Source organism: Helcococcus sp. SA-HE-C1 (assembly GCF_985670335.1).
The window spans coordinates 1,136,334-1,149,750 of the sequence record NZ_OZ484652.1; the positions used below are offsets into that span (position 1 = coordinate 1,136,334).

The 13,417-nt window shown below is 29.2% G+C and carries 11 protein-coding genes, 1 other RNA gene and 1 pseudogene; 3 read left to right on the forward strand and 10 right to left on the reverse strand.

The window, feature by feature from the left end; all coding sequences use genetic code 11:
- Positions 1–8: 8 nt before the first annotated feature.
- From mglC to AC4KN9_RS05910, 3 genes are all read left to right on the forward strand, one after another.
- Positions 9–1,034 carry a galactose/methyl galactoside ABC transporter permease MglC gene (gene mglC / locus AC4KN9_RS05900; protein WP_491017674.1) on the forward strand — a complete coding sequence of 342 codons (1,026 nt, stop codon included), beginning with the start codon at positions 9–11 and terminating at the stop codon, positions 1,032–1,034.
- Between the two features lie 95 nt (positions 1,035–1,129).
- Complete coding sequence (galT, locus tag AC4KN9_RS05905; protein WP_491017675.1) at positions 1,130–2,119, forward strand: galactose-1-phosphate uridylyltransferase; 990 nt, start codon at positions 1,130–1,132, stop codon at positions 2,117–2,119.
- A 1-nt stretch (position 2,120) separates the two neighbouring features.
- The gene (locus AC4KN9_RS05910) at positions 2,121–3,281 is read left to right on the forward strand and encodes a galactokinase (RefSeq protein WP_491017676.1); all 1,161 of its coding nucleotides are present in this window, start codon (positions 2,121–2,123) and stop codon (positions 3,279–3,281) included.
- Positions 3,282–3,565: 284 nt separating this feature from the next.
- Here the strand turns inward: AC4KN9_RS05910 and dut are convergent, their stop codons facing one another.
- The 10 genes and pseudogenes from dut to glyQ all read right to left on the reverse strand — a co-directional run bounded on the left by dut (position 3,566) and on the right by glyQ (position 13,407).
- Positions 3,566–3,928 (reverse strand): dUTP diphosphatase, encoded by a 363-nt coding sequence (gene dut / locus AC4KN9_RS05915; RefSeq protein WP_491017677.1) that lies wholly within the window; start codon positions 3,926–3,928, stop codon positions 3,566–3,568.
- Between the two features lie 91 nt (positions 3,929–4,019).
- Positions 4,020–4,347: RNase P RNA component class A (gene rnpB, locus AC4KN9_RS05920), an RNA gene on the reverse strand.
- A 37-nt stretch (positions 4,348–4,384) separates the two neighbouring features.
- On the reverse strand, positions 4,385–5,149 hold the full coding sequence (locus AC4KN9_RS05925) for a Nif3-like dinuclear metal center hexameric protein (RefSeq protein ID WP_491017678.1): 765 nt from the start codon (positions 5,147–5,149) through the stop codon (positions 4,385–4,387).
- Positions 5,131–5,817, reverse strand: a complete 687-nt coding sequence (locus tag AC4KN9_RS05930) for a tRNA (adenine(22)-N(1))-methyltransferase (RefSeq protein WP_491017679.1) — start codon at positions 5,815–5,817, stop codon at positions 5,131–5,133. The genes AC4KN9_RS05925 and AC4KN9_RS05930 overlap by 19 nt, the downstream gene beginning before the upstream one ends.
- Positions 5,818–5,868: 51 nt before the next feature.
- On the reverse strand, positions 5,869–7,896 hold the full coding sequence (rpoD, locus tag AC4KN9_RS05935) for an RNA polymerase sigma factor RpoD (protein ID WP_491017680.1): 2,028 nt from the start codon (positions 7,894–7,896) through the stop codon (positions 5,869–5,871).
- A gap of 9 nt (positions 7,897–7,905) precedes the next feature.
- Complete coding sequence (locus AC4KN9_RS05940; protein WP_491017681.1) at positions 7,906–8,250, reverse strand: hypothetical protein; 345 nt, start codon at positions 8,248–8,250, stop codon at positions 7,906–7,908.
- Between the two features lie 80 nt (positions 8,251–8,330).
- On the reverse strand, positions 8,331–9,653 hold the full coding sequence (dnaG, locus tag AC4KN9_RS05945; RefSeq protein ID WP_491017682.1) for a DNA primase: 1,323 nt from the start codon (positions 9,651–9,653) through the stop codon (positions 8,331–8,333).
- A gap of 8 nt (positions 9,654–9,661) precedes the next feature.
- Complete coding sequence (locus tag AC4KN9_RS05950; protein WP_491017683.1) at positions 9,662–10,456, reverse strand: pyruvate, water dikinase regulatory protein; 795 nt, start codon at positions 10,454–10,456, stop codon at positions 9,662–9,664.
- Positions 10,457–10,458: 2 nt separating this feature from the next.
- Positions 10,459–12,530 (reverse strand): annotated as a pseudogene (gene glyS, locus AC4KN9_RS05955) (glycine--tRNA ligase subunit beta).
- Positions 12,523–13,407, reverse strand: a complete 885-nt coding sequence (glyQ, locus tag AC4KN9_RS05960; RefSeq protein ID WP_491017684.1) for a glycine--tRNA ligase subunit alpha — start codon at positions 13,405–13,407, stop codon at positions 12,523–12,525. Before glyQ ends, glyS begins: the two are co-directional and overlap by 8 nt.
- Between the last annotated feature and the right edge of the window lie 10 nt (positions 13,408–13,417).

Here is a 13,417-nt window from a genome sequence, read left to right on the forward strand (position 1 = left end):
GAGTAATTATGGAAACAAAAAAGAAATTTTCTAAGGAAACTATCACTCAGTTTCTTATAGATCAAGGATTAATGATTGTTATATTAGGTTTAATACTATATATCGTTGTTAGTGAACCCAACTTTTTAAGTGTTCAAAACTTTCTAAACATTATAACCCAATCTTCTACAAAATTAATTATAGCTTTGGGTGCTGGTGGTCTGATCGTTTTAGCGGGTACCGACTTGTCCGCAGGTCGTGCAATAGGTTTAACTGCAATGATATCAACAATATTATTACAAGCTTCTGGGACAGCAACAAAATATTTCCCAGATATGCCTGAATTACCAATTGTTGTGGGACTTGGTGCAGCTGTTATAACCGGTGCTTTAATTGGTTTATTTAATGGATTTGGTGTTGCTAAACTTAAACTGCACGCATTTATCGCAACATTAGGTACACAATTAATTTTATACGGTCTAATCCAAATCATTATAAATGCTCATCCAAAAGGACCTACTCCTCTTGGTGGATTTAAGGAAAACTATAGAGCACTAGCAACTGAAGGGTTGAATATTGGAGGATATAAAATTCCATATTTAATTTTATTCGCTGCTATAGCTGTAATATTTATGTGGTTTATATGGAATAAAACTGAACTAGGTAAAAAAATGTTTGCTGTTGGTGGTAATAAAGAAGCTGCTGAAGTTTCAGGTATCAACGTAGATAGAGTTATCTTAACTGTATTTTTACTATCAGGAATAATGTACGGTATTGCTGGTTTCTTAGAAGGACCAAGGGTTGGTTCTGTAAGAATTGACTTGGGTACAAACTACGACTTGGATGCTATTGCAGCCTGTGTTATCGGTGGTGTATCATTCTCTGGTGGTGTTGGTAAAATAAGGGGTATTGTACTCGGTGTTATTTTATTACAAGTTATCACATATGGGCTTGTATTTATCGGAGTTCACTCTGCATGGCAAATCGTAATTAAAGGTGCTTTAATAATAATTGCTGTAGCTTTAGATACAAGAAAATACTTAACTAAGAAATAAATCAAAAGGCAATCTAATACTTTAGTATTTGATTGCTTTTTAAATAAGAAAAATTGATAAATTATTATTAATTAGTAATAATAAAAGGAGAAATTATGGCTGAATTTAGATATAATCCACTACTTAATGATTGGACAATTGTAAATGGTGATAGACAGAACAGACCAGATAGACCAAAAGATTATTGTGCTTTTTGTCCTGGTTCAGAACAAATAAAAGAGACATATACGGTATTAAAATATGATAATGACTGGCCTTCAATGATGCCAGAACCACCAATGCCTGATGATGTTGCCACAGATTTTTATAAAACTGCTAAGTCATATGGTAAAGCCGAAGTTATCCTCTACTCACCGGATCATGACGCCTCACTATGGCAACTTCCTGTAAATCATATTAAAGAATTAATTGAATTGTGGAAAGAAAGATTTATTGAAATAAAAAAAGATAATAATGTTAAATATATTTTAACTTTCGAAAATAGAGGTGAAGAAGTTGGAACAACACAAATCCATCCACATGGTCAAATCTACGGATATGGATTTACACCTTTAAGAATAAAATTAGAACTAGAAAATTCAAAGAAACATTTTGACAAAACTGGAGAAAGTTTAATTTTAAAAATAAGAGATGAAGAACTAAAAGAAAAGAAAAGAATTGTAATAGAAAATGATAGCTTTGTTGCTTTTCTTCCCTTCTACACCGACTATCCTTATGGAGTTTATTTAGTACCTAAAGAAAATAATATTTACACTTTTGAAGATTTTAATGAAAAAATTAAAGAGGATTTTGCCAAAATCCTTAAAGATTTATTAGGTACATTTGATGCAGTATTTGATAAATCATTTCCATATATGATGGGTATATATCAAAATCCAATTAATAGTGAGTTAGAAAAAGAATCTAAATCTTACTATAATTTCCATGTTAAATTCTTCCCTCCTCTAAGGGGTGCAAATTCAATTAAATGGAATGCCTCATCTGAAACTTGTGTTTGGGCAAAAACCAATCCAAGAAGAGTTGAAGATACTGCTCAAGAATTAAGAGAAACTTATAAAAAATATAAAGAAAATGAGGCAAAATAATATGGATATAAATCAATTAAAAGAAAAATTCATTTCTCATTTTGGTGAAAATGAAAAAGAAATCAAGACTTTTTTTTCTCCAAGTAGAATTAATATAATTGGAGAGCATATTGATTATAACGGTGGACAAGTATTTCCCTGCGCAATCGAAATTGGTACTTATGGTATCGCAAGAAAAAATAATCAAAATGTTTTAAGATTAAAAAGCTTAAATCTAGAAACTGAAGGTGAAGTTGATCTAACAAACATTAAATATAATAAAGAAAATGATTGGATGAATTTCCCTCTAGGTGTTTCTAAATTTGTAAAAGAACATGGATTTGAAATTGGAGGATTAGACATATTAGTTTACGGAAATATTCCAAATGGGTCCGGTCTTTCATCATCTGCTTCTCTTGAGGTATTAATTGGAGAAATCCAGAGTGTATTTTACAATGACGGAAAAATCCCATACAAAGATTTAGCTATAATAGGTATGGAATGTGAGAACAAATTTATCGGAGTAAATACTGGTATTATGGATCAATTTATAATAGCAAATGGAAAAAAAGACCATGCCATATTATTAAATACTGGATCTCTCGATTTCGAATATGTTCCTTTTGTATTAGAAAATGAAAAAATTGTTATCTTAAACACTAATAAAAGAAGAGAATTAAAAGATTCTAAATATAACGAGAGACGTGCAGAATGTGAAAAAGCACTTGAGATTCTTCAAAAATACACTGATATAGAAAATTTATGTGATTTAAAAAAAGATGAATTTCATTTACTTGAAAAAATTGAGGATGAAGTTGTAAGAAAAAGAGCAAAACATGTTGTTGAAGAAGATTTAAGAGTAAAAAAAACAGTTAAGGCTTTAAGAGATAAAAATATTGAAGAATTAGGTGATTTATTGATTCAGTCAAATGACAGCTTAAGGGAGCTTTATGAAGTTACCGGCCCTCATTTAGATTCAATAACTAAGCATTCTAATAATTTTGAATATTGCTTAGGGGCTAGAATGACTGGAGCAGGGTTTGGTGGTTGTGGAATTGCAATCGTAAAATCTGATAAAATAGAAGAATTTAAAGCTTATGTTGGTCCTAAATATACTGAGGATACTGGTATTAAAGCTGAATTTATAATTTCAGATGTAGGAAATAGAGTGTCTGAAATTTAATAGCTTTATTGTCAATAACATAAAAGCATTAAAATAGTAGACGGATTTAATATTGAAAAGAAGTCTATAAATAATTTTATGTATCAATTTAAACTCTAAAAAATAAGTATCCCCTTTACTGATTTGTCAGTAAAGGAGATACTCTTTCAATAAGATCAAGCATTGATACACTTTTTTGTATCAAAATATATCAATTACTATAGTAATTAATCTCATATTAATCTTAAAATTTTAACAATTATTTACTCAATTTAATACATTTATTCATAATATTATTCTTTATTTTACTTTCCTGTACTTCCAATTCCACCTTCACCACGCTCAGTATCATCCAAAGCCTCTACTACTTCAAAGTCTACTTGTACAAATGGCTGTATTACCATTTGAGCTAATCTATCTCCGTTATTAATTACTAACTCTTCATCTCCATTATTTACTAAAAATAAAATCAATTCTCCTCTATAATCACTATCAATTATTCCCGTTGAGTTTGCTAACGATATTCTGCTTTTTATTCCAGCTGAAGACCTTGGATACACTGCACCAAAATATCCTTCTGGAATGGACATTTTTAATCCAGTTGGCACTTTTACTACTTGATTCGGTTTCGCAATTATTTCTTTTTTATTGTTGCAAAAAAGAATCAAAACCTGCTGACCCTTTTGTAGCATATTTCGGAATAAATTTTTCAGTAACTAATTTTAATTTCATTTGTTGCCTCCGGAATTGCAATATGTATTTGCGAGCATATCTATAAGCCGTGTTCTGTTATCGATAATCATCAATCTAGATACATAGTCACCTATGTATTCAAGCAATCTACCTACCGCCCAGCCAGCTACTGGGTTTTTATCCTATTTTGATTTTGCACCGAATGGGGTTTACATAGCCACATAGTTACCTATATGCTGGTGAGCTCTTACCTCGCCTTTCCACCCTTACCCTTACGGGCGGTATATCTCTGTTGCACTAGCCTTAGAGTCGCCTCCACCAGACGTTATCTGGCATTCTGCTGTGTGGTGCACGGACTTTCCTCGAGAAATCTCGTGATTATCCAATATACTCGCTATATAATTCTATCATATTAAAACTTTTTAGACAATCTAAAGTATTTTAGGCACATATTTTTTTATATTATAGTATTCAAAAGTAGTTATATCTAATTTCATATCGTCAATGAACTTTTTCATATATTCAGCAAAATATTTTTCACTTCCTTGATGTGTAATATCTATCAAGTTTATTCCCATTTCAACACTATCCATAGCTTCGTGATGCTTTATATCTCCAGTAATAAATAAATCTATGTCTAAAGCCTTTACTTCATTTATAAAATCCATACCAGCCCCGGTTATCAATCCTACTTTGTAAAATTCTTCTTTCTTTCCATATTTAACAACATATTCTAATCCTAAGCTATCTTTTAACCTTGAAATTATCTCTTTTTCAGATATTCTTAAAGACTGGTAATTTCCATATCCATATTTTTCGACAGTAGGTGAAATAATGCCTTCCGAGGTAAATCCAATTTTCTCAAAAATATATTCATTTAATCCGTTTACATCAATAGCCGTATGCGTTGAGTAAAGAGCAATGTCATTCTTTATTAATTCTAAAATTTTTTTACCTTTAAAATCCATATCAATTTTTTTTATTCCTGAAAAAATTAATGGATGGTGAGAAATTATCATATTGCAATTTTTAACCTTTGCTTCATTAATAGCTTCGGGTGTAATTTCTAAACATACCAGTACATTTTTTAATTCATTTTCAATATTTCCAATTAAAAACCCTGAGTTGTCCCATTTTTCTTGAAATTCTAAAGGAAATTTCTTTTCTATTTTTTCTATTAACTCACTAATTCGCATAATAAATCCTTCAAATTTTTAACACGCTTTTCTAATTCCTCTATTCTAGTTATAGCGTCATCAGTATCTAATCCGGAAATTTTGTCTACAATTTTTTGTAAATGATTTATTTCGTCTTTTACAATTTCAATTAGTAATGGATTTTTTTCTTCAATATGTTTTTTCCCATATATATAGTCAAAATCTGATTTGTATGGAATAATATTTTTGATAGAATATTTTGCGACTATTATAGTATACTTAAATCCTTCATCTTCTAGTAATGTTTCATCTATTATTTCAAAATTATTATCATGTAGCCATTTTCTTAAATGCTCTAAAGAATTATTTCCTTGTAAAATTAATTTTTCAGCCTTTTTTGCTAGACTTATTCCATCTTCTAAAATTTTACGAATTAAAAATCCTCCCATTCCCGATATAATAATTTCTTCTACGTCATTGGGCAAGTCTGTTAGACCATCAGTTACCATTGTTTCAATGTCGTAGTTTAAGTATTCTAATTTATCCACAAGTTTTTGTAGAGAATTTTTTGAAATATCTGTTGCAATCACTCTTTTTGGATTTTTCTCTTCATAAATTTTTATGGAAGTAATTCCATGATCTGAACCTATATCAGCTATCACTTTATTTTCATCAATATAATTTATAATTGTTTCTAATCTATTCATATCAACCTCTGTATTCTCGAAAAAATAAGGAGTCATAAACTCCTCATTTTATTAGAATGACTCTAAATAATCTTTAATTTTATCACCTTTTCCTGGTCTTCTAAGTTTTCTTATTGCTTTTGCTTCAATTTGTCTTATACGCTCTCTTGTAACATCAAATTCTTTTCCTACATCCTCAAGAGTTTTGGGTACACCGTCTAACAATCCAAATCTCAACTCAATAACTCTTTTTTCTCTATCTGACAGTGATGATAGGATTTCCTCAAGTTGTTCCTTTAGTATAGTCTGATTAACTGCTTCATCCGGAGCTAATGCCTTTTCATCTTCTATAAAATCTCCTAAATGGCTATCTTCTTCTTCACCTATAGGAGCTTCTAATGATACTGGTTCCTGAGCAATTTTTCTTACTTCTCTTACTTTTTCTACTTCAATCCCCATCTCTTTTGCAATCTCTTCATTTGATGGATTTCTTCCCAATTCTTGTACTAATTGTCTTTGTACTCTTACAAGTTTATTTATCGTCTCCACCATGTGAACAGGGATACGGATTGTTCTAGCTTGATCTGCAATCGCCCTAGTAATAGCTTGTCTAATCCACCATGTAGCATATGTTGAAAACTTAAAACCTCTCTTATAATCAAATTTTTCAACAGCCTTCATTAACCCTAAGTTACCTTCTTGTATTAAGTCTAGAAAATTCATGCCTCTACCAACATATCTTTTCGCAATTGAAACTACAAGTCTTAAATTTGTTTCAGCAAGTTTTCCTTTAGCTAATTTACCAACTCTATACTTTTTCTTTAGATATGAAATGTCTTGGTCATCTAATTCAGCCCTTTGAATTATTTTTTCATTAAGCTTACCTTTTTCATAGATTCCCTTTAGTATATCATATTCATCCATACTCAATAGAGAACTGTTTGAATCATTGCCATTTCCGTGAATTCTATTATATATTTTTTCAATCCCAGCATCCAAAGAACGATAATTTTCCTCTTCATCAGAGACTACTATTCTATTATCTTTTTTATGTCTTTCACGAACTAATACATCAGAGTAAACAAAATATTTTAATATTTCATATTTTGTTTGTGTTGAAAGTTTTTCATTTTCAGAAATAGGTTCAATATTTAACTCTGAAAAATCAGTGAAAAAATGATATTCATCATCTGTCTTTTCATTTATCTTCTTAGATAGATTCATTATTTCCGTTTTATTCTTGTATGTGTAATCTTCGATATATTTATACTCACTAATACTCTTTCCATCTAATACTAAATCTTCATCTTCTGGAACTACAAGACCAAAAAGTATCGCTTTAATCATTTCTATTGCTGTTGAAATATCATTCATCTGCTCATCAGAAATAACTGATTTATCAAGTCTTGTTACAACGAGGTCATTAAGAGACTTTAATAAATCTAAACCATTATTATCTCTTTCTTCGTTAACTGTATTTGCATTTGTAAATTTCCTTAGATAATAAATAAATTTTATTTCATTTAATTTATTTTCAGGAAATGTTTCTCCTTTTTCAAGGCTACTGTAACCATTTAGGATACTTTTTGCAATATCAAAATAAACTTGTCTCTTAGATAATTCCACTTCTTCTTCAATAGTAAATGTTTCATTTTGTACTGCTTTTAAGGCAATATCACCATCCTCCATTTGTCTAGAAAGTTTGATTTCTTCTTCTTTTGATAGTAAATTTAATTTTCCAATTTCTTTTAAATACATTTTTACGGGATCATCAATAAAAACACCCTTTAATTCATTAAGATCTGTCTTTTCTTCATCTTCATCATTATATTCAGCAGCATCATCATCAATACTATCATAATCTACTTCTTCTATATCATCCGATTCTCTCAGTAAAAATTCATCTTTTAATAAATCAATTTCAGAATCATTTAATTCTTTTCTTATTGATTCAATTTCCTCTTCATCTAAATTGCTGTATCCATGAATTGACTCTAATTGAGAAATTAATAAAGTCCCACTATTTTCTTCTGCGATAAACTTAGCCTCTTCTATAATTGATAATTTTAAGTTTTCAATTTCAATATTTTTATCTTTCATGTATCCTCCTTAAGTCAATTTTTTTATCACTTCAGTATATTCACTAAGGATTTCACTTGTACCCTTCCCTGATGAAATAATATCTTGTAATTCTTTTTTTCTTTTTTCGAGTATAAATCTATCCACTCTCTCTGTCAATTCATAAATTATATCGGATAAATTCTCTTCATTATTCTTCTTATGATAGTATATTTCTTTGAGTTTATTTTCTTTAAATTCTCTTAAATTTATCAAATCTTCTAATTCTATTAGATTTTCATGTAAATCTGAAATTTTAGAATATAAAGCCCTTAGATCTTCTTCAACTATATTTTCTTCATATTTTTTAAGTTGTTGATAATACTTAATATCCATTATAGATTGTACTACAATTTCTTTTTGTAATTGTATATTTTTTTCATCTAATCTTTCTGATTTCTTCGATTTAGACGTATTTAGATTATACCCAAATACTTTATTATTAAAATTATTTGTCTTATGATCTTCTCTTTTTTTCTTTTTTTAATCTCTATATCAACATCTCTTCTAAGAGAATCTTTAGATACACCAATAAATCTAGAACTTTTATCAATATATAAATCCCTAATTACATTTCCTTCTATATCTGATAGAAACTCAATTATTTCTTTAATTTGATCCATTTTAGATAATTTTTTTTCCGCTAATTTTTGAAGCTTAAAATCAATTGGATCATCTGCATTTTTTAATAATTCTTCGAATTTTTCTTTTCCATATTTATTTACAAATTCATCAGGGTCAGAACCATCAGGAAATGATAAAATTCCTAATTGGACATTCATATTCTTAAATATTTCAATTGCTCTCAATGATGCTTTTATTCCTGCTCCATCACCATCGTACGCTATGTATATTTCATCACTATATCTTTTTATTAATTTAGCTTGTTCTTCTGTCAGTGCTGTCCCCAAAGTCGCTACAGCATAATCTATCCCTTGATTATATAAACCTATGACATCCATGTATCCTTCTACTAAAATAATTTTTTTATTATTTCTAGTCTTATTTACAATATGAACGCCATAAATATTTTTACCTTTAATAAAAATATCGGATTCTGGAGAATTAAGATATTTTATTTTATGATTGTTTAATGTTCTTGCTCCAAAGCCTATGACTTTATTTTTATTATTTAATATAGGGAAAATTAATCTTTGTCTAAACTTGTCATAAAACATTCCATTTCGAGATTTTCCAACCAGACCTAGATCAAGCATATCTTGATCATCCACTCCTTTTTTCTTCAAATGTTCATACAGACCATTATTTGATTCTGCATATCCTAAATAAAAATTATTTATGACACTTATATCGATTCCTCTATCTTGTAAATATTTTTTAGGAAGATTATTTTTTCTAAAATTGTCAAAATAATATCTCCCGGCTACAGCATTAATTTCATAATATTTTTTATTTTTTTCAATTTTTTCCTTATTATATTCGGTTTCTTCTAAAATAATCCCTAACTCATCCGCTAAAAATTTTACCGCTTCAATGTATGATATATTTTCCATTTTCATTATGAAAGAAATTGCATCTCCACCTTCATGACAACCGAAACAGTGAAAATTATTCTTTTCCCTATTCACTATAAAAGATGGTGTTTTTTCATTATGAAACGGGCACAATCCCTTAAAATTGGATCCCGCCCTTTTTAATTCTACATATTTAGATATAATATCAACTATATCTAGTCTATCTTTTACTTCGTTTATTTGATTTTCAGGAATAAACCCCATATGATATCCTATCTATTGTTTTCTATATGCTCTATTATTTTTGCTGCTGTTTCTTCAATTGTAGATTTAGAAACATCTATAACTTCACAACCTAACTCTTCAAATAAATCTCTTGAATATTTTAACTCTTCTTCGATTCTTCCGTCATTTGCATAAGACGATTCTGGATCCAATCCTAGAGCTATCAACCTTTGATTTCTAATTTCATTTAATTTTTCCGGATCAATTATTAATCCAATTAATTTATTTTTGTCTAATTCATATATTTCTTTTGGTATTGTAATTTCAGGTACTAAAGGTAAATTTGCTGCCTTATACGATTTATTTGCTAAATAAATCGACAATGGAGTCTTAGATGTTCTCGAAACACCTAATAAAACTACATCTGCTTCTAAAAATCCTTTTGGATTTTTACCATCATCAAAACTCATAGCAAACTCAATAGCTTCAATTTTATCAAAATAGCTATTATTTAAGTTTCTCATTAATCCAACTTCATGTTGTGCTGTAACTCCCAAAAATTCTTCCATTTTAGTTACCGGTCCCATTAATAAATCAATCACTATAAAATCATCTGATTTTCTTGATTCTATGGCTTTTCTTACATCATTATTAACAATAGTAGTCAATACTATAGTTTTACCCGTTACACCATAAAATATATTATCAACTTGCTCTTTATTCACAACTTTAGAATTTCTGACCCTATTAAATTTTACATCTGGAAATTGGATCATAATCGCATTCGCTAATTGATTTGCTGTTTCTCCTGTTGAATCTGAAATAACATATAAATTAACCATTTTTACCTCACTACTTCTTTCGGGTTAAAAATTCTTAAAATTCTGTCACATACCATTTTTACTAAGGATTGCCTATTTTTTCTAACAACTTCATCATCTACATTTATCAGAGTATCATCTAGGTATTTATCCATTTTATCAACCACAATATCTAAAGATTCTAAGCCACTCTTAAACTTCTGTTCATTAAATAAAACATCTACATCATCTAATTTTTCTAATAATTCATAAATTTTTATATCATTTTCATCTAATCTATCTTCTTCAATTTTATGAGCTTCTACATTAGACGATATATTCACTATTCTTAAATATTTAGTTATTTGATCATTAAATCTGCTATCTTCTTTAAATCGATTGTTTATCATTTCAGCTTTACTATACATGCTGTAAGGATTCATTTCATCTGCTTTAACTACAGAATCTACAACGTCGTATCTTAGACCTTTTTCTAGCATTAAATTCTTAAATCTAATTCTAATAAAGTCCATTACTTTTTCAACAACATCGTTATAACTAAATGTTTCACCAAAGCTATCTACATAACTATAAAGTGATTCTCTTATAATAGGCTCTAAATTAAGACTAATTTGGTTTTCAATAAGTATATTAAGTATTCCTAATGACGCTCTTCTTTGTCCATACATATCTTGTGAACCCGTAACTTCTATGCCTATAGAATGCAATCCAGTTATATTATCAATTTTATCTGCCAATGATAAAATTATACCACTTGTAGTTGTAGGTAGTTCACCACCAGCTTTAACAGGCATGTATTGTTCTTCAATTGCTTGTCCAATCAATGGATTTTCACCACTTTCTTCAGCAAAAATCCTACCCATAACACCTTGTAAATTCGTAAATTCAATAACTGTAGATGTTACTAAATCTGCTTTTGATAAATAAGCTGCTTTTTTTGCTAAATCAATCGCCTCATCACCACAACTAATTCTTTCCCCAATTATTTCACATAATTTTATCAATCTATTGCTCTTATCTAGCATATTACCTAAACCTTCTTGGAAAACTAATTTATCCAGCTTTGGAACATATTCCTCAAGGGTATTTTTAATATCTTTATTATAAAAGAACTTCGCATCTTCCAATCTAGCTAATAATACTTTTTTATTTCCATCAATTACATTCTCTATCCCTTTATTATCACCATTTCTTACGGTTATAAAATAAGGAAGTAAATTTCCATCATCATTTATTACTGGAAAATATCTTTGATGATCCTTCATTGGAGTTATAATAATTTCTTTTGGTAAATTTAAGTATTCAGAATCAAATTCACCTAAAAATGGTGTAGGATACTCATTTATCTGTACTACTTCATTTAATAAGTCTTCGTCAGCTATATAATTTCCTCCTCTTTCTTTCGATAACCTATTTATACCTCTAACTATAATTTTTCTTCTTTCTTCTTCAGAAACGATTACATAATTATCTTTTAGCAGTTTTTCGTAATCTTCAATTTTTTCAATTACAATATGTTTATTTCCTAAAGTTCTATGGCCTCTTGTAATATTTGATACTGAGATTCCTTCTAAATCAAACTCTAACACCTTATCATCCAATATTGATACTATCCATCTGATAGGTCTTAAAAATTTAATATTTTTTCCTCCCCATCTCATCTGTCTAGGATTAGAGATACTTTTAATTATTTGAGGAATATTTTCAACCAGCAATTTATCCAATTCAACTGTTTCTTTTTCTATTTTTGCATAAATATAATCTTCACCATTTACTTCTTCATAGACTATATCATCAAGTGTAATACTTTTGCTTACCATAAATCCTTGCAAAGCTTTTGATGGATTTCCTTCTTCATCAAAGGCTATTTTTTTAGCCGCCCTTTAATCATTTCTATTGAATTTTCTGAATCAGTAGCTATTCCATTCACCTCAATTGCAAATCTTCTTGGTGTACTATTAACAAAAAGTCTCTCGAAAATATAATTATTATCCATTAAAACATTTTCTATACCTTGTACTAGTTGTTTTTGTGTGGATTTGATATGCTTTGCAGGAAATTCTTCTACCCCAATTTCCAATAGGTAATTACTCATTTTCAACCTCTTTCTTGATCAATGGAAATCCTAATTCTTCTCTTTTAGCAAGATGTACACTCGCTACTCTTTTTGCTAAATTCCTTACCTTTTGAATAAAATTATTTCTATCTGATGCTGATATTGATCCTCTAGCATCTAACACATTAAAAATATGTGAACATTTCAAAACGTAATCATATGCTGGTATAGCTAATTTTTCATCTAACATTTTTAATGCTTCTTTTTCATATAAATCAAATGTAGTTTCTAACATTTTAACATCCGCTTTTTCAAAACTGTACAAAGAATTCTCATACTCTGAAACGTGGAAAAGATCTCCATATTTAATATTATCATTCCATTTGAGGTCATAAACTGAGTCTACGTCTTGAATGTACATAGCTAATCTTTCTATACCCATAGTGATTTCACCAACTTCTATATCAAGAGAAATCCCCCCTATTTGTTGAAAATATGTAAATTGAGTAATTTCCATACCATCTAACCACACTTCCCAACCTACACCCCATGCTCCAAGTGTCGGTGCTTCCCAATTATCTTCAACAAATCTTATGTCATGAATGGTAGGATCTATCCCTATTAATTCTAGCGATTTTAAATATAAATCTTGAATATCTTCAGGACTTGGTTTTAAGATAACTTGCAATTGATGGTGTTGATAAAGTCTATTTGGGTTTTCGCCATATCTTCCATCTGCGGGTCTTCTTGAAGGTTCAACATAAACTGTGTTCCAAGGCTCTGGACCTAATGCTCTCATAAATGTATGAGGATTCATAGTCCCTGCTCCTTTTTCTATATCATAGGATTCTAAAATTACTGCACCATTATTTGCCCAATAATTTTTTAATTTCTCTATCATCTCTTGTAAATGCATAAAATCTCCT